The 24211-nt window shown below is 66.9% G+C and carries 23 protein-coding genes and 1 riboswitch; of the genes, 11 read left to right on the top strand and 12 right to left on the bottom strand.

What is annotated here, in order from left to right; all coding sequences use genetic code 11:
- Positions 1-196 precede the first annotated feature (196 nt).
- The gene (locus A5744_RS12400) at positions 197-2197 is read left to right on the top strand and encodes an acyltransferase family protein (protein ID WP_076061360.1); all 2001 of its coding nucleotides are present in this window, start codon (positions 197-199) and stop codon (positions 2195-2197) included.
- 3 nt (positions 2198-2200) lie between these two features.
- Here the strand turns inward: A5744_RS12400 and A5744_RS12395 are convergent, their stop codons facing one another.
- Complete coding sequence (locus A5744_RS12395) at positions 2201-2860, bottom strand: class I SAM-dependent methyltransferase (protein WP_076061358.1); 660 nt, start codon at positions 2858-2860, stop codon at positions 2201-2203.
- Between the two features lie 70 nt (positions 2861-2930).
- A riboswitch (M-box (ykoK) riboswitch) is annotated at positions 2931-3104 on the top strand.
- A 218-nt stretch (positions 3105-3322) separates the two neighbouring features.
- On the opposite strand from A5744_RS12395, the gene A5744_RS12390 reads away from it, so the two are divergent.
- Positions 3323-3532 (top strand): hypothetical protein, encoded by a 210-nt coding sequence (locus A5744_RS12390; protein ID WP_076061356.1) that lies wholly within the window; start codon positions 3323-3325, stop codon positions 3530-3532.
- Positions 3533-3563: 31 nt separating this feature from the next.
- Here the strand turns inward: A5744_RS12390 and A5744_RS12385 are convergent, their stop codons facing one another.
- Complete coding sequence (locus A5744_RS12385; protein WP_076061411.1) at positions 3564-4508, bottom strand: NADP-dependent oxidoreductase; 945 nt, start codon at positions 4506-4508, stop codon at positions 3564-3566.
- 135 nt (positions 4509-4643) lie between these two features.
- Here A5744_RS12385 and A5744_RS12380 point away from each other — a divergent pair, with 135 nt between their 5' ends.
- Positions 4644-5267, top strand: a complete 624-nt coding sequence (locus tag A5744_RS12380) for a hypothetical protein (RefSeq protein ID WP_076061354.1) — start codon at positions 4644-4646, stop codon at positions 5265-5267.
- Between the two features lie 61 nt (positions 5268-5328).
- On the opposite strand, the gene A5744_RS12375 is transcribed toward A5744_RS12380, so the two are convergent.
- Positions 5329-6084: a L,D-transpeptidase gene (locus A5744_RS12375; protein WP_076061352.1), complete on the bottom strand. Its 756-nt coding sequence runs from the start codon at positions 6082-6084 to the stop codon at positions 5329-5331.
- Between the two features lie 410 nt (positions 6085-6494).
- Here A5744_RS12375 and A5744_RS12370 point away from each other — a divergent pair, with 410 nt between their 5' ends.
- Complete coding sequence (locus A5744_RS12370; RefSeq protein WP_076061410.1) at positions 6495-7427, top strand: LysR family transcriptional regulator; 933 nt, start codon at positions 6495-6497, stop codon at positions 7425-7427.
- Here A5744_RS12370 and oxc read toward each other — a convergent pair.
- Entirely contained in the window at positions 7411-9141 is a 1731-nt protein-coding gene (oxc, locus tag A5744_RS12365; protein ID WP_076061350.1) for an oxalyl-CoA decarboxylase, read from the bottom strand. The genes A5744_RS12370 and oxc overlap by 17 nt on opposite strands.
- A 194-nt stretch (positions 9142-9335) precedes the next feature.
- Here oxc and A5744_RS12360 point away from each other — a divergent pair, with 194 nt between their 5' ends.
- Positions 9336-10880 carry a FadD7 family fatty acid--CoA ligase gene (locus A5744_RS12360; protein WP_076061348.1) on the top strand — a complete coding sequence of 515 codons (1545 nt, stop codon included), beginning with the start codon at positions 9336-9338 and terminating at the stop codon, positions 10878-10880.
- Here A5744_RS12360 and A5744_RS12355 read toward each other — a convergent pair.
- From A5744_RS12355 to A5744_RS12345, 3 genes are all read right to left on the bottom strand, one after another.
- Positions 10796-11341, bottom strand: coding sequence for a DUF2231 domain-containing protein (locus tag A5744_RS12355; protein WP_076061346.1), 546 nt, complete (start codon positions 11339-11341; stop codon positions 10796-10798). The two genes, A5744_RS12360 and A5744_RS12355, sit on opposite strands and share 85 nt — an antisense overlap.
- Before the next feature lie 5 nt (positions 11342-11346).
- On the bottom strand, positions 11347-13506 hold the full coding sequence (locus A5744_RS12350; protein ID WP_076061344.1) for an elongation factor G-like protein EF-G2: 2160 nt from the start codon (positions 13504-13506) through the stop codon (positions 11347-11349).
- Between the two features lie 163 nt (positions 13507-13669).
- Positions 13670-14095 carry a TIGR03668 family PPOX class F420-dependent oxidoreductase gene (locus A5744_RS12345; RefSeq protein WP_076061342.1) on the bottom strand — a complete coding sequence of 142 codons (426 nt, stop codon included), beginning with the start codon at positions 14093-14095 and terminating at the stop codon, positions 13670-13672.
- 46 nt (positions 14096-14141) lie between these two features.
- Here A5744_RS12345 and A5744_RS12340 point away from each other — a divergent pair, with 46 nt between their 5' ends.
- From A5744_RS12340 to A5744_RS12320, 5 genes are all read left to right on the top strand, one after another.
- Complete coding sequence (locus A5744_RS12340; RefSeq protein WP_076061340.1) at positions 14142-14594, top strand: nuclear transport factor 2 family protein; 453 nt, start codon at positions 14142-14144, stop codon at positions 14592-14594.
- A 144-nt stretch (positions 14595-14738) separates the two neighbouring features.
- Complete coding sequence (locus A5744_RS12335; protein ID WP_076061339.1) at positions 14739-15812, top strand: S1C family serine protease; 1074 nt, start codon at positions 14739-14741, stop codon at positions 15810-15812.
- Between the two features lie 109 nt (positions 15813-15921).
- Positions 15922-17694, top strand: coding sequence for a maltose alpha-D-glucosyltransferase (gene treS / locus A5744_RS12330; protein WP_076061408.1), 1773 nt, complete (start codon positions 15922-15924; stop codon positions 17692-17694).
- Positions 17691-19049, top strand: coding sequence for a maltokinase (locus A5744_RS12325; protein ID WP_076061337.1), 1359 nt, complete (start codon positions 17691-17693; stop codon positions 19047-19049). Before treS ends, A5744_RS12325 begins: the two co-directional genes overlap by 4 nt.
- A 38-nt stretch (positions 19050-19087) precedes the next feature.
- Positions 19088-19780, top strand: a complete 693-nt coding sequence (locus A5744_RS12320) for a YoaK family protein (RefSeq protein WP_076061335.1) — start codon at positions 19088-19090, stop codon at positions 19778-19780.
- A 66-nt stretch (positions 19781-19846) separates the two neighbouring features.
- Here A5744_RS12320 and ag85C read toward each other — a convergent pair whose 3' ends face one another.
- From ag85C to A5744_RS12295, 5 genes are all read right to left on the bottom strand, one after another.
- Positions 19847-20839, bottom strand: coding sequence for a diacylglycerol acyltransferase/mycolyltransferase Ag85C (gene ag85C, locus A5744_RS12315; protein WP_076061333.1), 993 nt, complete (start codon positions 20837-20839; stop codon positions 19847-19849).
- 222 nt (positions 20840-21061) lie between these two features.
- The gene (locus tag A5744_RS12310; RefSeq protein ID WP_076061331.1) at positions 21062-21886 is read right to left on the bottom strand and encodes an ABC transporter permease; all 825 of its coding nucleotides are present in this window, start codon (positions 21884-21886) and stop codon (positions 21062-21064) included.
- Positions 21876-22691: an ATP-binding cassette domain-containing protein gene (locus A5744_RS12305; RefSeq protein ID WP_076061329.1), complete on the bottom strand. Its 816-nt coding sequence runs from the start codon at positions 22689-22691 to the stop codon at positions 21876-21878. Before A5744_RS12305 ends, A5744_RS12310 begins: the two co-directional genes overlap by 11 nt.
- Positions 22688-23149, bottom strand: coding sequence for a MarR family transcriptional regulator (locus A5744_RS12300; RefSeq protein ID WP_076061327.1), 462 nt, complete (start codon positions 23147-23149; stop codon positions 22688-22690). The genes A5744_RS12305 and A5744_RS12300 overlap by 4 nt, the downstream gene beginning before the upstream one ends.
- A gap of 57 nt (positions 23150-23206) precedes the next feature.
- Positions 23207-23704: a metallophosphoesterase gene (locus A5744_RS12295; protein WP_076061325.1), complete on the bottom strand. Its 498-nt coding sequence runs from the start codon at positions 23702-23704 to the stop codon at positions 23207-23209.
- A gap of 38 nt (positions 23705-23742) precedes the next feature.
- Between A5744_RS12295 and A5744_RS12290 the strand changes: the two genes are divergently transcribed.
- Positions 23743-24198: a MaoC family dehydratase gene (locus A5744_RS12290; RefSeq protein ID WP_076061323.1), complete on the top strand. Its 456-nt coding sequence runs from the start codon at positions 23743-23745 to the stop codon at positions 24196-24198.
- The last annotated feature ends 13 nt before the right edge of the window (positions 24199-24211 follow it).

Genomic DNA, 24211 nt, shown 5'->3' with positions numbered 1-24211 from the left:
GCAACCGGAAACCGTTGCGTGTCTTCGCGTGTCTATCTCCTGAATCCGCCCGCGACGCCACTAGGCTGGCTGCGATCAAGAGGAGGGGCAGCGACGCATCGGCATGGGCCAGGGCGCGTTAACAGCGGACACTGATCCGGGCGGGAGGCATCCCGCACCGGCGCCTTCTGCTCGGCGGCCCCGGTGGGTCGCTCCCGTGCGACGTGTCGGTCGGCTGGCGATCTGGGACCAACCGGAACGGCGCAGCGGCATTCCCGCGCTGGACGGGCTTCGCGCGATAGCGGTCGCGCTGGTGCTCGTCGGGCACGGCGGCATCCCCGGCGTGAGCGGCGGGTTCATCGGCGTCGACATCTTCTTCGTCCTCAGCGGCTTCCTGATCACCTCGCTGCTACTCGACGAGCTCAGGAGCAGCGGCCGTATCGAGCTGACCGGCTTCTGGATTCGCCGTGCCCGCCGGCTGTTGCCCGCGCTGGTGTTGATGGTGATCACCGTGGGGGCGGCCCGCGAACTCCTTCCCTACCAGGCCCTGAACGGACTGCGGGACGACGCGGTCGCGGCGTTCCTGTGGATCGCGAATTGGCGGTTCGTGGCCCAGAAGACCGACTACTTCACGCAGGGCGCCCCGCCCTCACCGCTGCAGCACACCTGGTCGCTCGGCGTGGAGGAGCAGTACTACTTCGTCTGGCCGGTGCTGCTAATCGCGGTCACGCTGCTGTTGGCGGCGCGGGCCAGGCGTTACTTCATGCGGGCGACCGTGGGCGGGGTCCGCTTCGCCGTGTTCGTGATCGCGACGTTGGGGGCGCTGGCTTCGGCCGCGGCGGCCATCGTGTTCGTCTCCGACAGCACCCGCGACCGAATCTATTTCGGCACCGACACCCGCGCGCAGGCGTTGCTGGTCGGCTCCGCGGCGGCGGCTCTGCTGGTTCGGGATTGGCCGTCGCTGAACCGCGGCTGGTGCATGATCCGGACTCGGTGGGGGCGTCGCACCGCGCGCGCCCTGCCGTTTGTCGGGGTGGCCGTTCTGGCGGCCGCCACACACTACGCGACGGGCAATGTCGGTGAGTTTCGCCACGGTCTGCTGATCGCGGTCGCGATCGCGGCCGTGTTGGTGGTCGCGCCGGTGGCGATGGAACAGCGCGGCGTCATCGCCCGCATCCTGGCCACGCCACCACTGGTGTGGCTCGGCACCATTTCCTACGGCGTCTATCTGTGGCACTGGCCAATCTTCTTGGCACTCAACGGGGAACGAACCGGCTGGACCGGACTGCCGCTGTTCGCCGCCCGGTGCGCCGCCACGGTGGCCGTGGCCGCCGCATCGTGGTGGCTGATCGAGCAACCGATCCGGCGCTGGCGACCGGAGCGGGTACCGCTGTTGCCGCTGGCGGCTGCCACCGTGGCGAGCGCCGCCGCGATCACCTTGTTTCTGGTTCCGGTGGGAACCGGGCCCGCGCTACGGGAGACCGGTTTGCCGCCGGGGGTTTCCTCCGTCGCGGCGGTGTCGCCGTCGCCGCCCGGCGTGGTTCGCCCGCGGCCTCGAGATCCCAACCGCCCGTTCACCGTTTCGGTGTTCGGCGATTCGATCGGCTGGACCTGGATGCACTATCTACCGCCGACGCCCGGATTCGCTTTCCTCGACCACACCGTCATCGGTTGCAGCCTGGTGCGCGGCACGCCGTACCGGTATATCGGCCAAACGCTGGAGCAAAGAGCGGAATGCGACACCTGGCCGACGCGCTGGTCGACGCAGGTCGGCCAGGACCAGCCGGACGTCGCCCTGCTCATCATCGGCCGCTGGGAGACCGTCGACCGGGTGAACGAGGGGCAGTGGACCCACATCGGCGATCCGACCTTCGACGCGTACCTCAACGGTGAGCTCGAGCGGGCGCTGAACATCGTGAGCGTGCCGGGGGTTCGCGTGGTGGTGGCGACCGTGCCCTACAGCCGCGGCGGCGAAAAGCCGGATGGCCGCCTGTACCCGGAGGACCAGCCGGACCGGGTCAAGCAGTGGAACACCATGCTGCGCAACACGGTTAGCCACCACAAGGGCGTGCAGATCCTCGACCTGAACAAGAAGCTGTGTCCGGACGGTGTTTACAGCGCCAAGGTCGACGGAATCAAGGTGCGCAGCGACGGCGTGCACCTCACCCCGGAAGGCGTGAAGTGGCTGACGCCGTGGCTCGAGGAATCGCTGAGGTAGGCGTTAATCGTTTGTGCAGCAGCTGATTTCCATGCTGTCACTTTCGCGGACCTGGAAATTGAAGCTGGTGTAGCCGTTGTCGGGATTGCGCACGAGCTCGAGGTAGGGACCGGTATCCGCCGCGCTGGTGTTGTCGGCGACGATCAACGCACCCGTGGGCAGGCGCGGTTCGAGCAGCTCGATCACCGGCAGATACAGATCTTTCCAACCGTCGAGCAGGACGAACTCGACAGGCCCGTCCAGGTCCTGCAACGTGGTGAGGGCATCGCCTTCGAGAACGGTGATGACCTCGTCCAGACCGGTCTCGGCGAAAGTCTTTTTTGCGGCGGCGATCTTGGTCTCGCTGAGCTCGGTGGTGACCACTCGGCCGATGCCGTTGTCGCGCACCGCGGCCGCCAGATGAATGGCCGAGATGCCGAACGACATCCCGAATTCGACCACCGTGGTCGGACGCGTCGCGCGCACCAACGCGTACAGCAGGCGGCCGGCTTCGGGGGTCACCGGGATGTAGAACTCGCTCATCGCCTCGGCGCGTTCCGCGGTGGTCATCGGCCGGGCGAACTGATCGCGCCGCTCACGCAAGAGCGACATCTGGTTTTTCGCTTCGTTGTACATCCGGTCGAGAACGGTCGCGACCCGAGGGTCCTGCAAAGTTGTGGCCATGCCCACGAGGGTAGGCCGTGACCGCGCGCCGAGTTTGACGAGGAGCGAGCCCCATGTCAGCATTGACGGGCAAGCACCTCGGTAGGTGAGGCGTCTGCACGGATACAGGCCACTGACCCCGAACGTCGAGAGACGCCCCGGGTCAGGACAGCTCTTCCCGGACCCAAGGGTTGAGCCCAAGTGGCTTCCGGAGATGTTCCGGATACGCCGTGCAGTGCCAAAGCTCCGACGAGAGGGGTGCGACCGGCGTTGTTACGCCGGTCATTTCCTCTTCCGTTACCGAGGTGATGACACCCGCGTGTGTCCCGGCCGTGAGGAGGTGAGGGCGAGATGAGTCCCGGCGATAGTCCCTATCCGATATACCCCTTGCCCCGACCCGGTTCCGGCATTGCTTTGTCCGCCTGAAGTGGCGTGCATGCCCGAATGCCATGAGCCGATCGGGCCTCCAGAAGGAGAAAGATCATGGCTTTCGTTGTTACGCACCGTGTTACCGGCCGGACCCGTGGGCACGGACGGGCGTTCCTGCGGTCGGCTCGGCTGCTGGCTGACAAGTTGCGCGCCCGCAGCGCCCTGACTCCCCAGGAGCGGGCCAACCTGTACGTGTCACGGATGCCGATCGCGGTGGTCACCGCCTCGTTGGGCGGCCACCCCCCGGTCGACGACCGGCGGTGATTCGTTCCATCGTCCGACCGGTGTCGCGCAACTACCGCGAATCGTTGGGCAGCAGAACGATTTTGCCGTGCGTGTGCCGCTGTTCGAGCTCCTCGAAGGCGTCGGCGACCCGGTCCAGCGGGTAGGTTGCGGCGATATCGAATTCAAGGGCACCGGTGGCGACCAGGTGGGCGATTTCGGCGAGCACTTCCGGGGTCGACGCCTCCTGGCTGCCCTCGGTCTTGGCGCCGACTTCGCCCGCCTTCTGAAACGAGATGATGGTATCGATCCGCTCGGGCGCCACGCCGAGATCGACTGCGAGCTGGACGTAGTCCGGACCGAACAAGTCGATGAACGCATCGATTCCGTTCGGGGCGGCCTCTCGCAGCCGGTCGGCCAGGCCTTCCCCGTAGGCGACCGGGACGACGCCGTGCGCGCGCAGCCAGTCGGCGTTGCCGGGCCCCGCGATGCCCAACACCCGCGCCTGGCGCAGGACCAGCAGTTGCACGACAAGGCTGCCGACCCCGCCCGCCGCCGCCGATACGGCCACAGTCTCGCCCGGTTGGGGCGCGACGGCCCGGACGGCGGCATACGCCGTCACACCCACGACGTAGAGCGAACCCGCGACCTCCCAACTCAATTCGGGAGGTTTGCGGATAAGTTGATTGACGGGAACCGCGGTGTGGGTGGCGTGGCTGGATCGCCGGAAACTGAAACCCAGCACCTCGTCGCCGACCTCGAACTCGGTGACTCCCGGCGCTACAGCGGTCACGACGCCGGCGAGGTCGCTGCCCTCGCCGGACGGAAACGTGGCGGGGAACATGTCGTGCATCGCCCCGACCCGGATACCGGCCTCGCCGGGGTTGATGCCGGCCGCGCGAACTTCCACCACCACCTCGCCCGGCCCCGGCTCCGGCATGTCGATGTCCGCCACATACAACTCGTCACGGCCCCCGTAACGGTCGAACCGTACGGCGCGCGCCGTCGCAGCCGTCATCTCGTTCTCCTTCGCCCAAACGCTTGCCCACGCCAGCATAGGCCGCGGATTCTGCGTGCCCGCCGGAGAAATTTGCGCGTATGTTCGTATGCGCTGGTGTTGTGCCGTCAGCGGATTGGCAGGGAAGGAATGTCCATGGAGCTTGCTCGGACAACCGTCGCCGGCTTGAGCGTCGCCGCCCTTGCGGTAGGCGCCGCGATCGCAGGCTGCGGCAACAACAAGACCCCGGCGACGTCGTCCTCGGCCACGTCGAGCGCCAGCGCGTCGTCCACCGCGTCGACCGCCGTGACCGGCCCGTCGCCCGGACAGACCACGGATTACAGTGGGCTGCTGATCAAGCCGAGCGACATCGGCCCGGACCTCACCACACCCCAACCACCCGTGCTGAACCCCAACAATGCGCCCGGGGTTGCGCAGTTGTTCGCCAACGCCGACAACAGCCGCCGAATCGGGGACACCATCTTGATCGTCGCCGATCCCCAGACCGCGGCGGCCGGCATCGAGAACACCAAGGCGAACTACGCCGGCAAAGTCAGCGGCACGTGGCAGCCGGTCGACGTGGGATCCAACGGGGCAATGATCTCCGGGACATCGCCGGACAACTCCCAGGCGGTGACGGTGCTGTTGTTCAGCGAGGGCAAGGCGCTGGTCAACCTGGAATTCGACAGTGCGCCCAACGATCCCATCGATCCGGGCATGGCGACAGACATCGGCCGCAAGCAAGACGCGGCGATCAAGAGCGGGTTGCCGCCCAGCTGAGGTAGGTGGCTAGACGCCGCGGTCGCGCGGAATGTCTTCACCCGCAGCGATGTTGGGGCAGCTAGGCGATGACCTGGACGGGATCGCCGACGTTCACCTGGTTGAAGTACCACGCGGCGTTGTCCGGGCTCAGGTTGATGCATCCGTGACTGACGTTCGCATGGCCTTGCGAGTCAACCGACCAGGGGGCCGAGTGCACGTAGACGCCGCTGTTCGTGATGCGGACCGCGTACGACGCGATGATGTTGTATCCCTCGGGCGAACTCAGCGGGATACCGATGGTCCGCGAGTCCATCCGCACGGTGCGCTCCTTGGACAGCGCGGTGAAATTGCCGATCGGTGTCGGGCGGCTGGGCTTCCCCATGGATGCCGGCATCGTGCGAAGCACCTCGCCGTTTCGGCTGACGGTGAACGTGTGCTCGGACACGCTGGCAACACCGAGTAGCGCGTCACCGGTGTCAAAACCGGTCGTCAGGGCCTGCACACCCACCGAGACGTGGCTGTGGGCGGGCCAATAGCGGTTCGGAACCCACTGCACGACATTGTTGTCGACCCACTCGAAGTGTCCCGGCACGTTGCTCGGCGAGCTGACGTGGATGGTCCGCTCAGCGCCAACGCGATCGGTGACGGGCGCAGTGAACGTCACCACTACCGGGTGCGCCACGCCCACCACGGCGCCATCGGCCGGCAAAACGGTCGCGACTGTGGGAATCGGTTGGGGCAGCGGGACGGCGGCCACGCCGCGGGCGGCGCTGCCCAGCAGGCCCATGCCGGCGATCGCTACCATAACGAATAGATAACGAACCATACGACGCATGGCGTCCGCCCTTCGAGATGGTGCGATCAACACAACGTTATTGTACTGACTGTCTACCCTTTACGGGTTTTAGCAAACATACACATCGCCGCCAGATACGTGGCGATAACGACCCGATTACCCGTTGAGTTCGATCCGATCACCGGGCTGCGGACCTCCGGCAAACGATCGGGTGCACCCCTCCGAGGCCACGCACGGCGGCGCGCCCGCACCCCGAGACATGCCCACGAAAGAGGGGTCAGCACACTGGCTTTCGCTGGACGCAACGTCCTGACCTGCGACCGAACGTCGATCTATGCCATGCCATCGGCGGCAAGGGTGCGAAATCTGGCCGAGATCGCCGTTGGCTGCCTTTTGAGCGAGGCGTTAGCCTCAGCGATAGCGGTGCGGGGAAGGCCGAGGAGGTGCCCGTGCTCTTCCGTCAGCTGGAGTACTTTGTTGCGGTCGCCCAGGAACGCCACTTCGCCCGGGCCGCAGAGAAATGCTATGTGTCGCAACCCGCGCTGTCCGCCGCGATCGCCAAGCTGGAACGCGAACTGAACGTGACCCTGATCAACCGCGGGCACAGCTTCGAGGGCCTCACGCCCGAAGGTGAGCGATTGGTCGTGTGGGCCAAGCGGATTCTCGCCGAGCACGATGCCTTCAAAGCCGAGGTGGATGCCGTGCGGTCCGGTATCACCGGCACGCTTCGGCTGGGTACGGTTCCCACCGCCTCGACGACGGCGTCGCTGGTGCTCTCGGCGTTCTGTTCGGCGCATCCGTTGGCGAAGGTGCAGATCAATTCCCGGCTGGCCGCCGCGGAGCTGTACCGGCGGCTGCGCGAATTCGAGCTGGACGCCGCCATCGTGCATGCCGCGCCCGAAGACGCTCACGACGTTGACCTGGTGCCGCTCTACCAGGAGCGCTACGTGCTGCTGTCGTCGGCGGAGATGTTGCCCTCCGGCGCATCGACACTGACGTGGCCGGACGCCGCCCAGCTGCCGCTTGCCTTGCTCACCCCGGACATGCGGGACCGCCAGATCATCGACGAAGCCTTCGCCGGCCACGGCCTCACGGTCACGCCGCAAGTCGAGACCGACTCCGTCGCATCGTTATTCGCTCAAGTCGCCAGTGGCAATTGGGCGTGCATCGTCCCGCACACGTGGTTGTGGACGTCGCCGCTGGCGGCGGAGATCCGCGCGGTCGAAATGGTCGATCCGGTGCTGAAGGCCGAGATCGCCTTGGCCACCAACTCCACCGGGCCGGGATCACCCGTCGCCCGCGCGCTCGTCGCGTCCGCGCAACAACTGGCGCTCGACGAGTTTTTCGACACGCAGCTGCTCGGAATCACGCGCCGGCGCTGACCGCCGCGCTGGTCGGATTGAGGCTCGCGAGATGACCGCTCTCCACCCCCGCTGCCGGGTCGAGTCCGCAGTCGATGATCGCGGGGCCATTCGAGGCGAGCGCCTCGGTCAGCGCCGACCGCAGCTCCCGCGGCGTGGTGACGTGGTATCCCTTGCCGCCGAACGCTTCTGCGATCAACTCGTGGCGGGCGCCGGCATGCAGCACGGTCGGCGCCGGGTCATTTCCCTTCGGCGCTTCGTCGCCGCGGTACACGCCGCCGTTGTTGAGGATGACGACCGTCACCGGCAGGCGATACCGGCAGATAGTCTCGACTTCCATCCCGGAGAAGCCAAAGGCGCTGTCGCCCTCGATCGCAACGACGGGCTTGCCGGTTTCGACCGCGGCTGCGATGGCGTAGCCCATGCCGATACCCATCACGCCCCACGTTCCGGTGTCGAGCCGGTGTCGCGGCAGCTGCATGTCGATCACGTTGCGGGCCAGGTCGAGCGCGTTGGCTCCCTCGTTGACCACATAGACGTCCGGGTTTTCCTGCAGCACAGAGCGAATCGCGCCGAGCGCGTTGTAGAACCGCATCGGGTGCGGGTCTTCGGCCAGTCGCTCGCGCATCTTCTCGTCGTTGCGCTCTTTGCGATCGGCTAGCTCGCCGGTCCATTCCGGGGGCACGGCGACCCGATGGGCGCCCAGGCCGTCCCGCAGCGCCGCCATCACCGACCCGATGTCGCCGGCCAGCGGAGCCGCGATCGGCTGGTTGCTGTCGAACTCCGATGCCGCGATGTCGACTTGGATGAACGCGGCATCGGCGGACCATTGCGGCGAGTCTCCGTGGCCGAGAAGCCAGTTGAGCCGCGCCCCGACCAGCAAGACCGCGTCCGCGCGCGCGATTGCCAGCGAGCGCGCGGCCGCGGCGGACTGCGGGTGGGAGTCCGGCAGCAGTCCCTTGGCCATCGACATCGGCAGGAACGGGATTCCGGTGGCTTCCACGAATTCCCGAATGACGCTGTCCGCCTGCGCATACGCCGCGCCCTTACCGAGGACGATCAGCGGTCGCTGCGCCCGCGCGAGCACGTCGAGGGCACGATCGACCGCCTCCGGCGCCGGCAGCTGGCGCGGCGCGGGGTCGACGACGCGCCAGATCGTGTCCGCCGCGGCGGAACTGTCCATGGCCTGGCCCAGAATCTCGCCGGGAATGTCGAGGTAGACCCCGCCCGGGCGGCCGGAGATCGCGGTTCGCATCGCGCGCGCGACGCCGCGGCCAATGTCCTCGATACGGCCGATTCGGTACGCCGCCTTCGCGAAAGGCCTTGCGGCATTGAGTTGGTCGAGGTCCTGGTAGTCACCGCGCTGCAAATCCACCGCCGCGCGATTGCTCGACCCCGAGATCTGGATCATGGGAAAACAATTCGTCGTGGCATTGGCCAGCGCAGGCAGGCCGTTGAGGAAGCCGGGCCCCGACGTCGTGAGGCAGACACCGGGGCGCCGGGTGAGAAACCCGGCGGCGGCGGCCGCGTTGCCCGCCGAGGCCTCCTGCCGAAAGCCGATGTAGCGGATGCCCGACGCCTGGGCGGTGCGGGCGAGGTCGGTGATCGGGATGCCGACTATTCCATAGATGGTGTCGATGTCGTTGGCCTTGAGCGCGTCCACCACAAGGTGGAAGCCGTCGGTCAAGCTCGTCGACTGCGGCCCTGCGCCGGGAGATCCCGAAACGGTACTCATGCTGGCGGCTCCTCTGCCTCGCGAATGCGTTGTCACCACTGTGGTCCGGAAGCCCTTCCGGTGTCCAAGACCAAGCCGCTATGCAGCGATTCACGCCGCTTATCGACCTTGCCGGCCCATTCGATAGCTCCCGATTATCGATTGTCAGCGGATCGGTATTGGACGAACGGGTGCCGAATGGGCATGGTGCCAATATGTCCGATGAATCCGCGAGCCCGCGCATCGCCGACCTGGTCGAGGTCGCCGCGTCCCGGCGGCCCGAGGCTCCCGCGCTGGTCGTCACCGCCGACCGGATACCGATCAGCTACCGCGACCTGACACGACTGGTCGATGACCTGGCCACGCGGCTGCAGGACGCCGGCATCACGCGAGGCGACCGGATCGCGCTGCGCGCTGCCAGCAACACCGAATTCGTTGTCGGCTTGTTGGCCGCCTCGCGGGCGGACCTGGTCGCCGTCCCGCTGGACCCGGCGTTGCCCGTCGCTGAGCAGCGCGCCCGATGCGCGGCCGCAGGCGCCGCTGTCGTCCTCGTCGACGACCCCGACGGTCAGGGCGACATGGACGACCCTGAGTTGCGGTGGTGGCCGATCGCGGTGACCACACACGACGACACCGTTGCCGTGACCCTCGACGCCGCCGCATCGCCGAACCGCGACGTGCCCAAGCCCGAGGGGCTCCGGGACGACGACGCGATGATCATGTTCACGGGCGGCACCACCGGCGCGCCGAAGATGGTCCCCTGGACCCGCGGCAACATCGCCGCGTCGGTGCGGGCCATCATCGCCGGCTACCGGCTCGGCCCGCAGGACGCGACCGTCGCGGTGATGCCGCTCTACCACGGCCACGGGCTGCTGGCCGCCCTGCTGTCGACCCTGGCATCGGGGGGCACGGTGCTGCTGCCTGCCCGCGGGCGGTTCTCGGCCCATACGTTCTGGGACGACATCGACGCCGTCCAGGCCACGTGGTACACGGCGGTCCCGACGATTCACCAGATCCTCTTGGAGCGCGCCGCGACCGATCGGTCGGGAAGTCGGCGCGCCGCGTTGCGCTTCATCCGCAGCTGCAGCGCCCCGCTCACCCCGGAAACGGCGCAGGCGCTGCAAGCGGAGTTCTCGGCGCCCGTGGTGTGCGCTTTCGGCATGACCGAGGCCACCCACCAGGTGGCCACCACGGGCATCGACGACATCGAAAACCCGGCGGCGACAACGGGTCTCGTCGGTAGGTCGACCGGGCCCGAGATCCGGATCAACGGGTCCGGCGATCGCGAGGCCGTGGGGGAGGTGTGGCTGCGCGGTCCCACGGTGGTGCGCGGCTACCTCGGCGACCCGGCCATCACCGCCGCCAACTTCACCGACGGATGGCTGCGTACCGGCGATCTCGGATCGGTTTCGGCGGCAGGCGATTTGATCATTCGCGGCCGGATCAAGGAACTCATCAACCGGGGCGGTGAGAAGATCTCCCCGGAGCGCGTCGAGGGCGTGCTGGCGAGTCATCCCGAGGTCATGGAGGTGGCTGTGTTCGGCGTTCCGGACAAGTTGTACGGGGAGAAGGTGGCCGCGGTGATCGTGCCCCGGGAGTCGGCTTCGCCGACGCCGCAGGGGTTAGCCGACTTCTGCCGGGATCGGTTGGCGCCCTTCGAGATTCCCGTGGAATTTCAGGAGGCGAGCGAACTGCCGCATACCGCGAAGGGCTCGCTCGACCGCCGGGCGGTAGCCGAACAGTTCGGCCCGAAGGCGTGAGCCGCCGCGACGGTTCCCCAGGCGGCCCGCGCACCCGATTCGCCGACCCGGTAGCCCTGCACCAGCGTTGCCACCGCGGCACCGATTACCAGCAGTCCCACGACGGTGCGCACGCCGAGGTTCACGGCGCGGCCGCGCGCCTGGCGGATGTGCACAGCGGCCAGCACGATTACGGTGGCCACCAGCGCCCCTACCAGGTAGACGAGCGTTTCGCCGAGTTCCTGATGGTTCTTGATCGCGGGAGACGGACCGAGCTTGTCGCGCAACCACGCACCCGAGTTGGTCGTGATGGGCGTCAGGACGAGGGTCACCACGGCCAGCACAAGAACCAGCCAGATCAGCCGGCCCCGCGCGGCGGGCCACAGCGCGCAGAGGATCGCCAGGATCGCCGCCAGCGGAGCCAGCACGACGACGAAATGGTTGAACAGGATGTGCGCGGGAAGGCCGTTGATCGTCGACATGAAGATCAGGCCGACGTCTTCACCCTGGCGGCCGCCGACTCGGGCATGGGCTCGTAGCGGGCGAACGACCGTGTGAACGACGCGGCCCCGTGGGCCAGTGAGCGCAGGTCGATCGCGTACCGCGTCAACTCGACCTGGGGTACCTCGGCCCGCACCACGGTGCGTTCGTGGCCGGCGGTCTCGGTACCCAGCACGCGGCCGCGACGACTCGACAGGTCACCCAGCACCGCACCGACGAAGTCGTCGGGCACCAGCACCGAGATCTCGTCGATCGGTTCGAGCAGGGTCACCTTCGTCGCGGCGGCCGCCTCCCGCAGCGCCAGCGCACCCGCCGCCTGGAACGCGAAGTCCGAGGAATCCACGCTGTGGGCCTTGCCGTCGAACAGCGTGACGCGGATGTCGACCACCGGATAACCCGCGTGCACACCCTTTTCCATCTGCGCGCGGACGCCCTTCTCCACGCTCGGGATGAAGTTGCGCGGCACCGCGCCGCCGACCACCTTGTCGACGAACTCGAACCCGGAGCCTTCCGGCAGCGGCTCCACCTCGATGTCGCACACCGCGTACTGGCCGTGTCCGCCGGATTGCTTGATGTGACGGCCGTGGCCTTTTGCCTTGCCGCTGAAGGTTTCTCGCAGCGGCACCCGGAGTTCCACGGTATCCACCGTCACGCCGTATCGGTTGGACAGCGCGTCGAGGACAACGCCGGCGTGCGCTTCACCCATGCACCAGAGCACGATCTGGTGTGTTTCCTGGTTCTGTTCGATGCGCAGCGCCGGATCTTCGGCGGCCAACCGTCCCAGCCCCACCGACAGTTTGTCCTCGTCGGTTTTGGCGTGCGCCTGGATCGCGACCGGCAGCAGCGGCTCGGGCATGGTCCAGGGCCTCAGCACCAGGGGTTCGGATTTGTCCGAGAGCGTGTCGCCGGTTTCGGCGCGGCTCAGCTTGCCGATCGCGCAGATGTCGCCCGCCACGACCGCGGGCGCGTTGCGCTGCTGCTTGCCGAGCGGGAAGGACAGAACACCGATGCGTTCGTCCTCGTCATGGTCGGGGTGCGAATGCCCGTTCCCGTTGGCGCCGCCGAAGAACGACGCAAAATGGCCCGACACGTGAACCGTCGCGTCGGGCCTGATGGTCCCGGAGAACACCCGGACCAGGCTGACCCGGCCGACGTAGGGGTCCGACGTCGTCTTCACCACCTCGGCCAGCAGGGGCGCATCGGCGTCGCAGGCCAGCTGGGCGTGCGGGGCGCCCTGCGGCGTAAAGACCTCCGGTAGCGGGTGTTCCATCGGAGACGGGAATCCGCGGGTGGCGATCTCCAGCAATTCCAGGGTGCCGACGCCGGTGCCGCTGCAGACCGGGATGACCGGGAAGAACGAACCGCGGGCAACCGCCCGCTCCAGGTCCTCGATCAGGACCGACTCGTCGATCGTCTCGCCGCCGAGATAGCGCTCCATCAGGGACTCGTCCTCGGATTCCTCGATGATTCCCTCGATCAGGGTGCCGCGTGCCTCCTCGATCCGGTCGGCGTCCGCTTCGTCCGGCGATTGCGTGGTCCGCTTGCCGTTCTCGTACTTGTAATACGTCTGCGACAACAACCCGATCAGACCGCTGCAGCTGGGCAGTCCGGTCGGCAGGTAGAGCGGTAACACCTTGTCCCCGAACGCATTTTGCGCCGCGGCCAGTGCCTCCTGGTAGTTCGCCCGGGCGTGGTCGAGCTTGGTGATCACCACCGCGCGGGGCATGCCGACCTGGTCGCACTCCTGCCAGAGGGACTTGGTCGGCTCGTCGACGCCCTCGTTCGCCGCGATCACGAAAAGTGCGCAATCCGCGGCCCGCAGCCCGGCCCGCAGCTCACCCACGAAATCGGCATACCCGGGTGTGTCCACCAGGTTGACCTTGATGCCGTCGTGCGACAGCGACGCCACCGCGACGCCCACCGACCGCTGCTGGCGGATCTCCGCGTCGTCGTAGTCGCACACCGTCGTGCCGTCCACCACCGAGCCCGCTCGGGTCAACACCCCGGAGGCCACCAGCAGAGCCTCGACCAGCGTGGTCTTGCCGCCGCCCGACGGCCCCACCAGCACCACGTTGCGCACATCGCGTGGACTGTTCGCGGTGGGAGCGGCTCCCGCCCCCTGGGAAGCGTTCGCCTTCTCCGCCATGACGTTCCTCCAGTTCCGCTGGCTCGCTTCGCTCGGCACAGGGTCGCTATCGCGTAAGCAACTTTTCCCCCAACTGCCGCCCAACACAAGGCCACCTGCCGGTCACAATCGGGTTGGCGGCGCGAATCGCGCAGGACCGGCAGGTCGTGCCGACGCCGCCCGCTCAGGCGTGCCAGCTTGCCCAGCGGCGCACGGTGACCGCAATGACCACACCGTTCAGCGGAACGGATTGGTACTGAGGGTATTTCGCGCGCAGCAGCCGATACCCCGTGCGCATCACCGGGCCGTCGGAATGAATCGCGGCCACACCGTCGGCGCGGACCCACCACAGCCGCGTCCAGTCGTCGGCGTAGTGGTCGACGAGCAGGCTGACCTGTGGATTGCTTTCGATGTTGGCCAATCGGCGCAGCCGTTGCGTCGTTTTAGGTTTCGCGTCGACCGCCGTATAGACGACGCCATGGTCGCCAGCGGGGTCATCGTCGAGGGCGAACACCACCGGCACCAGGTGAGGTCTGCCGTCGGGCGCGACCGTGGCCAGCCGGGCTACCGGGGACTGTGTGAATCTGACCAAAGGGTCGAATTCGCCCACGACGTCAGCTTAGAAGTCAGCTCAGGAGCTGGGCTAGGTTAGCCGCATGCGGGCGGAGACCCAGATCACCAACCTCCTGTATCGGTACGCCGAATGCATCGACAGTGGCGACCTGGCCGGGGCGGCCGAGCTGTTCGGGCACGCCCGCATCCGGGTCGCAGCCGAGGAGACCGTCGATGCGGCCCAGCTGCTGAGGATCTGGAAGTCACTGATCGTCCTGTACGCCGATGGGACGCCCCGAACCAAGCACGTGACCACCAATCCGATCATCGAGGTCGACGAGGAGGCCGGTACCGCGAGTTGCCGCAGCTACTACACGGTGCTGCAACAGACCGACGAGTCCCCGCTGCAGACGATCGTCGCCGGCCGCTACCACGACCGCTTCGAACGCGTCGACGGGCGTTGGCGGTTCTCCTTCCGCGACCTGACCATGATCGACATGATCGGCGATGTCAGCCGCCATCTCGCGCATCCCATTTCTCCGGCACGACCAGGCTGAACGCGCTCGGAGATCGGCGAAGATCCCGGAGTTGCCAATGCTCTGCATAGCAACCTGCACTACGGTTGTACGGAGTAATTAGTGCCGCCCAGACCCGGAGCCTGGGCCGATTCTGGTTCTTACCGCGACGCAGGAGGTACGGGGATGAGCAAAGGGCACCGCCGCCCAGTCTGGTGGACAGGGCTGGTCAGCGTGCTGGCTGTGGCCGGACTGAGCCTGGGCCTGACGACGGTGCCGGCGACCGCCGCCCCGTCCGGGCCGTCCATCGCGCTCGACCGGTACGCCGACCGGCCCCTGATACCGCTCGACCCCTCGGCGATAGTCGGCCAGGTCGGGCCGCAGGTGGTCGACATCAGCACGAAGTTCGGCTACAACAACGCGGTCGGCGCCGGAACCGGCATCGTCATCGATCCGGGCGGTGTCGTGCTGACCAACAACCACGTGATCTCGGGCGCCACCGACATCAGCGCGTTCGCGGTGGGCAACGGCCAAACCTACGGCGTCGACGTGGTCGGCTATAGCCGAAGCGCCGATGTCGCGGTCCTGCAGCTGCGCGGCGGGGGTGGGCTGCCCAGCGCCGCGATCGGTGGCGGGGTCGCCGTCGGAGATCCTGTCGTGGCGCTCGGCAACGCCGGCGGCCAGGGCGGGACGCCCAGCGCGGTGAGCGGCAAGGTGATCGCGCTCAACCAGACGGTCTCGGCGACCGACACGTTGACCGGCGCCGACGAGACGCTGGGAGGCCTGATCCAGGCCGACGCCCCGATCCGGCCGGGCGACTCCGGCGGTCCGATGGTCAACAACAGCGGTCAGGTGATCGGCATGAACACCGCGGCCACCGACAGCTACAAGATGTCCAAGGGACAGGGCTTCGCCATTCCGATCGGTACCGCGATGGCGGTAGCCGGGCAGATCCGATCGGGCGCCGGCTCGAACACGGTGCACGTCGGCCCGACGGCATTCCTCGGCTTGGGCGTGATGGACAACGGTGGCAACGGCGCACGGGTCGAACGCGTGGTCAACGGTGGGCCCGCGGCGGCAGCCGGGATCGCACCGGGCGACGTCATCACCGGTGTCGACGGCACCCCGATCACCGGTGCCACCGCGATGACGGAAGTGCTCGTTCCCCATCACCCGGGGGACACGATCGTGGTGCACCTGCGTGGAAACGGCGGTGACCGCACCGCGAACGTGACGCTGGCGGAGGGACCTCCGGCCTGACTCCCGCGCGGATACCGCCCGGCGGCACGCTAATTCGCTTGCCGCCAGGGAAGTTTCCCCGCGTGATTCCAAAACTCCGGCCTCGGGTACACGTGGCATCGTGGAATTGATGAACGACGCAAGAGACGCTGTCGAACACCATCCCGCCGGGGGCAGTCACGTGGAAGGGGGCGTCGTCGAGCACCCGAGCGCCGACGATTTCGGCGACGCCGCCGTACTGCCCGCCGATCCGACCTGGTTCAAACATGCGGTGTTCTACGAGGTGTTGGTCCGGGCGTTCTTCGACGCCAGCGCCGACGGCTGCGGCGATCTTCGTGGGCTGATCGACCGCCTGGACTATCTGCAATGGCTCGGCATCGACTGCATCTGGCTGCCGCCGTTCTACGACTCGCCACTGCGCGACGGCGGCTATGACATCCGCGACTTCTACAAGGTGCTACCCGAGTTCGGCACCGTCGACGATTTCGTCGCGCTGCTCGACGCCGCCCACCAACGCGGCATCCGCGTCATCACCGACCTGGTGATGAACCACACCTCGGAGTCGCACCCCTGGTTTCAGGAGTCGCGCCGCGATCCCGACGGGCCGTACGGCGACTACTACGTCTGGAGCGACACCAGCGAGAAGTACACGGACGCCCGGATCATCTTCGTCGACACCGAAGAGTCGAACTGGACGTTCGACCCGGTCCGCCGCCAGTTCTACTGGCACCGGTTCTTCTCCCACCAGCCAGACCTCAACTACGACAACCCCGCCGTGCAGGAAGCGATGATCGACGTCATCCGCTTCTGGCTCGACCTCGGTATCGACGGGTTTCGGCTGGACGCCGTGCCCTATCTGTTCGAGCGCGAGGGCACCAATTGCGAGAACCTGCCCGAGACGCACGCGTTCCTCAAGCGCGTCCGCAAGGTCGTCGACGACGAGTTTCCCGGCCGGGTGCTGCTGGCCGAGGCCAACCAATGGCCGGCCGATGTCGTGGAGTATTTCGGCGACCCCAGCACCGGCGGCGACGAATGCCACATGGCATTTCATTTCCCGCTGATGCCGCGCATCTTCATGGCCGTCCGCCGCGAATCCCGTTTTCCGATCTCGGAGATCCTGGCGCAGACGCCAGAGATCCCGGACCTGGCCCAGTGGGGGATTTTCCTGCGCAACCACGACGAGCTGACGCTCGAAATGGTGACCGACGAAGAACGCGACTACATGTACTCCGAGTACGCCAAGGATCCGCGCATGAAGGCGAACGTCGGAATTCGTCGCCGGCTCGCCCCCCTGCTGGACAACGACCGCAACCAGATCGAGCTGTTCACCGCGTTGCTGCTCTCGCTACCCGGCTCGCCCGTCCTCTACTACGGCGACGAGATCGGCATGGGCGACGTGATCTGGCTGGGGGATCGCGACGGGGTGCGCACCCCGATGCAGTGGACACCGGACCGCAACGCGGGCTTCTCCACCGCCAACCCCGGTCGGCTCTACCTGCCGCCGAGCCAGGACTCGGTCTATGGCTATCAGGCCGTCAACGTGGAGGCCCAACGCGACACGTCGACCTCGCTGCTCAACTTCACCCGCACGATGCTGGCTGTCCGCCGCCGCCACGCCGCCTTCGCGATCGGCACATTCGAGGAACTGGGCGGGTCGAACCCGTCGGTCCTGGCGTTCGTGCGCCAAGCGGGAGACGACGGCGACACCGTGCTGTGCGTCAACAACCTGTCGCGGTTTCCGCAGCCCATCGAGCTGAGCCTGCAGCACTGGAGCGGCCACACGCCCATCGAACTGACCGGGCAGGTGGAGTTCCCGCGCATCGGCCACTTGCCCTATCTGCTCACACTGCCGGGACACGGTTTCTACTGGTTCCAGCTGTCCCCTTCCGAGGAGAACGCATGAGTCTGCCAGCCAAGCTGCCTTGGTCTGAGTGGCTGCCACAGCAGCGTTGGTACGCCGGCCGCAACCGCGAGCTGGTCTCCGCCGAGGCCGGGTTGGTTGTCCCGCTGCGGGAGGACCTCGATCTGGTGCTGGTCGACGCCCGCTACGCCGACGGTTCCTCGGAGCGTTACCAGGTGATCGTGGGGTGGGACTTTGCGCCGCTGTCCGAATACAGCACGGTCGCCACGATCGGCGCCGCCGACGACCGCACCGGAATCGACGCCCTCTACGACGCCGACGCGCCGCAATTTCTGCTGTCGCTGGTCGACTCGTCGGCCGCGCGCGCCTCGTCGGGCGCCGAGCTCAGGTTCGTCAAGGAACCCGACGTCGAACTCCCGCTGCAGGCGATGCCCCACGTCTCGGATGCCGAGCAGAGCAACACCAGCGTGATCTTCGACCGGGACGCGATCTTCAAGGTTTTCCGTCGGGTCAGCGGCGGCATCAACCCCGACATCGAACTGAACCGGGTACTGGGCCGGGCCGGCAACCCGCACGTGGCCCGGCTGCTGGGCACCTACGAGATCGACGCGCCGGATGTGTTCGGTGACCAGACGTGCCCACTGGGCATGGTCACCGAGTTCGCGTCCAATGCGGCCGAGGGGTGGGCGATGGCCACCGCCAGCGTGCGCGACCTGTTCGCGGAGGCCGATCTGTATGCCTATGAAGTCGGCGGCGATTTCGCCGGCGAGTCCAACCGGCTCGGCGAAGCCGTCGCGTCCGTGCACGCCACCCTGGCGGAGTGTCTTGGGACGGCGCAGGTGAATTTCCCGCTGGACAACGTCTTGGCGCGGCTGTCATCGACTGTGGCGCTCGTCCCGGAACTGCGGGAGTACGCCCCGACGATCGAAGAGCGATTCGGCAAGCTCGCCGACGAGGCGATCACCGTGCAGCGGATACACGGCGACCTGCATCTGGGACAGGTGCTGCGTACCCCGGAGAGCTGGCTGCTGATCGACTTCGAGGGTGAGCCCGGTCAGCCGCTGGACGAGCGGCGGGCACCCGATTCCCCACTGCGCGACGTCGCCGGGGTCTTGCGCTCGTTCGAGTACGCGGCCTACGGCCCGCTCGTGGACCAGGGCCCTAAAAACACGGACAAGCAACTGGCCGCCCGAGCCCGCGAATGGGTCGAGCGCAACCGCACCGCGTTCTGCGACGGCTACGCCGCCGCGTCGGGCATCGACCCGCGGGATTCGGCCTTGCTGCTGGCCGCCTACGAACTCGACAAGGCGGTCTACGAGGCCGGCTATGAGGCGCGGCATCGACCCGGCTGGCTGCCGATCCCGCTGCGGTCCATCGCGCGGCTCACGGCTGCGTAGCGTCCGCCCCGCCGCCCGCGGTCTGCAAGCATGTCCGTGTGGCGAGTGAGATTTTCGACAGTGAGGCGCGGTTGTCGTGGGTGCTGGCCGGGCTGGCCGGCGTGCTGGGGGCGACGGCCTTTACCCATTCCGCCGGCTATTTCGTGACGTTCATGACTGGGAACGCCCAACGCGCCGTGCTGGGGTACTTCCGCCACGACGTGGTCTTGTCGATCACCGCCGCGGTGCTGATGCTGTGCTTCGTGGCGGGCGTGGTGGTCGCGTCGGTGTGCAGGCGGCATTTCTGGGTGGCGCATCCGCACGGCCCGACCGTGCTGACGACCTGCAGTCTGGTGGCCGCCACGGTGGTCGACGTCATCAATGAGGGGTGGAAAGACAATCCTCTCGATTTCGCGCCAATCATGCTGGTGGTCTTCGGCATTGGGGCTTTGAACACGTCGTTCGTCAAGGATGGCGAGGTGTCGGTTCCCCTGAGTTATGTGACCGGCACGCTGGTCAAGATGGGCCAGGGCATCGAACGCCACATCGCCGGCGGAAGCGCATCGGACTGGCTCGGCTACTTCCTGCTGTTCGCCAGCTTCGTCGCCGGCGCGACGGTGGGCGGTGCTATCAGCCTGATCGTCAACGGCACCTTGATGCTGGTGGTCGCCTCGGTCGTGTGCGCGTTGACCACCGGATACACCTACTTCCACCAGGATCGCCGGGCTCTGCTGGACGAGTCGGGGCAGTGAAAAAGCATCGGCAGCAGCGCTGACCGGGGCGCTGCTGCCGATGCTGACTAGGGGGTCAGGCGGCTCTTAGGCGGAGTTGTTGCCGCTGTTGAGCACCTGAATGATGTCGGGCTTCATCGCAACCAACTGGGCGTTCCAGTAGGGCCACGAGTGCGTCCCGTTGGCCGGGAAGTTGAACACGCCGTTGCGTCCACCCGCGGCCACGTAGTTGTTCTGGAAGGTTTCGTTGGTGCGCAGTGTCAGGCCTTCCAGGAACTTCGCCGGCATGTTGTCGCCGCCGAGGTCGCTGGGTGTGCCGTTGCCGCAGTACATCCAGATCCGGGTGTTGTTGGCGACCAGCCGCGGAATCTGGACCATCGGGTCGTTGCGCTTCCACGCCGGGTCGGAGGACGGACCCCACATGCTGTTGGCGTTGTAACCGCCCGAGTCGGTCATCGCCAACCCGATCAGCGTCGGCCACCAGCCCTCGGACGGGTTGACGAAGCCCGACAGCGACGCGGCGTACGGGAACTGCTGCGGGTAGTACGCGGCCAGGATCAGCGAAGAGCCGCCCGACATCGACAGACCCACCACCGCGTTGCCGAACGGCGAAACCTGCTTGTTCGCCTGCAGCCAGGTGGGCATCTCCTGGGTCAGGAACGTCTCCCACTTGTAGGTGTAGTTCTGACCGTTGCCCTGCGACGGCTGGTACCAGTTGCTGTAGAAGCTCGACTGGCCACCGACGGGCATGATCACCGACAGTCCGGACTGGTAGAACTCCTCGAAGGCCGGCGTGTTGATGTCCCAGCCGTTGTAGTCGTCCTGGGCCCGCAACCCGTCGAGCAGGTAGACCGCGTGCGGCCCGCCGCCCTGGAACTGAACCTTGATGTTGCGGCCCATCGACGGCGACGGCACCTGCAGATATTCCACTGGAAGACCCGGCTTGGAGAATGCCCCCGCGATCGCCGAGCCGCCGACGGCACCGACCAGACCGCTCAACAGGGCGGCCCCGATGGCCGCAACAGCCATCCGGCGCGGCATGGTTGCCGCTGCGCCACGCAACTTCTCAACGAACTTCATAGCTCCTACCCATCCTTCATCTGCCGCGAGCAGCGGTCGAATCCGTTCTCGGGGAGTGAAACACAGGGACAGCGCGCAAATCGGCTGTCACGGCCGGAGTTTGAAGTCGCGGTTAGGCAACGATTGGGCGTCGGCCCGAAATCGTCACGGTCCGATCACAATTGGCTATCGGAAGAACCCCGCCGCCTTCACATGAGATGGCAACTGCGCTATCGCATTCCGCTAGGCGACGAGGCGCCGCGACAGTGTCGAGGCCGTCGCAATTCCGATGACCGCAGCCACCGCCAACACGACGATGTCCAACGGGTGCAGTGGTGTGCCGATCAAAAAGGCCCGCAGGGCGTCGACCTCGTAGCTCAACGGGTTGACCACGCTCAGCGCGCGCAACCACCCGGGCATCACGTCGACCGGGTACAACGCATTGGAGGCGAAGAACAGCGGCATCGTGATGGCCTGCCCGATGCCCATCAGCCGATCGCGACTGCGAACCAGCCCGGCCAGCGTCATCGACAGGCAGGCGAAGAACGCGGCACCGAGCATGACGGTCGCCATCGCCGCCAGCACCCGCAGCGGATTCATGGTCAGCCCGATACCCATCACATACGCCAGCGCAAGTACGCCGACAACCTGTGCGACCGATCGCACCCCGGCCGCGAAGGCCTTTCCGGTGATGAGCGCCGACGCGGGCGACGGTGTCACCATGAGTTTGGCGAGCACGCCGGCGTCGCGGTCCCAGATGATCTGGATGCCGTAGAAGATCGAGATGAACAGCGCCGACTGAGCGATGATGCCGGGCGCCAGGAAGGCCAGATAGGACACCGACCCGGTGTTGATGACGTGCAACTTGCTGAACGTGGTACCGAAGATCAGCAGCCACAGCGCCGGTTGGATCATGCGGGTGAGAAGTTCCGTCCGGTCGTGCTGCAGCTTCTGCATTTCCACGATGGCGAATGCCCCGATGCGGCCCGCTGTCGCGCACACTCGTTGCCATCCGCGCGGCGCGCGAATTACGACCGCCGGGGCCGTATAGGCATGGTCAACTGGCACGGCTGGCAACCCTTCTGCTGGACCGGATTTCGCGGAAATCGGACGGCGCCTGCGTGAGATCGGAGGCGGCGTAGTGCCGGAACACATCCTCGAGCGTCGCACCGGGCGACACCTTGGACACCTGGGCCTTCAAGTCGGCGGGTGTACCCACCGCGCGCAACACGCCGCGATGCATCAGCGCGACGCGATCGCACAACGCGTCGGCCTCTTCCATGTAATGGGTGGTGAGCAATACGGTCATGCCGAACCGCGCCTGCATGTTCTGCACTTGCGTCCACACGCCGTCACGGGCGATGGGGTCCAGCCCGACCGTCGGCTCATCGAGCACCAGCAGCGACGGGCGGTTCACCAGCGCCTGGGCCACTTCCAGCCGGCGCACCATGCCGCCGGAGTAGGTCCCCGCTAGCCGGTCGGCCACGTCGAGCAACTCCATGGCGGCCAGTGCCTGCTCGACGCGCTCGGCGCGATCGGCGCGGGAAACGCCGTACAACCGGGCGAACCACTCCACGTTCTGGCGACCCGTCAAGGCCGGCTCGATCGAAAGTTGTTGTGGCACATAGCCGATATTGCTTCGGATATCGGTGGTCTGGCGGCGGGAGTCCAGTCCGAAGACGCGTAATTCACCCTGCTGGATGGGGGTCAGCGTGGTGAACATTCGCACCAGGGTGGTCTTTCCCGCGCCGTTGGGCCCCAGCAGGCCCATCGTCTCGCCGGGGCGCACTTGCAATGTCAGGTCGTCGACCGCGGTGAACTGGCCATAGCGGTAGGTCAGGTGCCGGCAGTCGATAGCCATCGGCAGGCTCATGAGCTTCGCTCCCGCAATAGTCGGGTCATCGTGTCCAGTACCTCCAATCCCTTTGTCAGGGATTCGATTTGGTCGTCGTCCAGCTCGCCGAGCACCTCGGCCATCAGCGCTCGCCGCGCGGCGCGTGATGCGTCGATGACCTGCTGGGTGGGCCCGGCGAGCCGTAGCTGGCAGGCGCGCCGGTCGGTCTCGTCCACCGTCCGGATCAGCCACCCGTTCGCCACCAGCTTGGAGACCAGGGTTGAGGCGGTGTTGGGTACCAGCCCTAGCTCCGCGGCGGCGCGGCGCACCGAGATCCCCGGTCGGCGCCCGACGAGCCACAACAGCTCGGACTGCGACTCGGTGAGCCGCCCGGAATCCAGGCCGCGACCGGCCGATCGGCGGAGCTGCCGGCGGAGTCGTCCGACCACGCCGAACACCTCGGTGACCAAGTCGGTGCGCGTCTGCATATCGTCCATAATAGCTCTGTTTCCGAGCTAAATATGTGTGCGAGCTGTGCGGGAGTTAGACGTCCGCTACTTTTCGAGGCGATGGAGATCGACGCCGGTGAGCACGCCATTCTCGAGGCTCGCGGTCATGTAAGTGCAGAACGGTTGCCGTCGCCGATCGGTGGGGGAACCGGGATTGAGCAGCCGCAACCCCGTGTGTGTCGTCGAATCCCACGGGATGTGACTGTGCCCGAACACCAGCACATCGCTGTCGGGATAGAGCCGCGACATGCGCGCCTCCCGTCCCGCCGCGGCGCCCGCCTCATGAACCACCGTGAGGTGCAAGCCCTCCAGCATCGCGTCGGCCCGTTCGGGCAACCGCGCGCGCAACGCGGGCCCGTCGTTGTTGCCCCAACATGCCACCAGCCGGGCGGCCCTGGCTTCCAGCTCGTCGAGCAGCTCGGGCACCACCCAGTCGCCGGCGTGCACGACCACATCCGAGTCGGCGACCTCATCCCACACCCGCGCGGGCAGGTCGCGAGCCCGTCGCGGGACATGGGTATCGGCGATCAGTAGGAGCCTCACGAGTTCTATGCTTACCCGCGAGCAGAGGAGAACACCGAATGCGCACCTTCGAGTCAGTCGCCGACCTCGCCGCCGCGGCGGGCGAAACGATCGGGCAGAGCGACTGGGTGACCATCACCCAGAAAGACGTCAATCTGTTCGCCGACGCGACCGGAGATCACCAATGGATCCACGTCGACCCGGAGAAAGCGGCCGCCGGCCCGTTCGGCGGCACCATCGCCCACGGTTTCATGACCTTGTCGCTGTTGCCGCGCCTGCAGCACCAGATGTACACGGTCAAGGGCATCAAGCTCGCGATCAACTACGGCCTCAACAAGGTTCGCTTCCCCGCGCCGGTACCGGTCGGCTCCCGAGTGCGGGCGCAGAGCTCGTTGGTCAGCGTCGACGACCTCGGCAACGGTGCTGTGCAGGCGATCGTGTCGACCACCGTCGAGATCGATGGATCGCCCAAGCCGGCGTGCGTGGCCGAAAGTATCGTCCGCTACATCTCCTGACGCAGCTGCGCCG

The organism is Mycobacterium sp. IS-1264, assembly GCF_001954195.1.
Classification (GTDB): Bacteria; Actinomycetota; Actinomycetes; order Mycobacteriales; family Mycobacteriaceae; genus Mycobacterium.
This window is presented reverse-complemented; position numbering and strand designations above follow the sequence as displayed.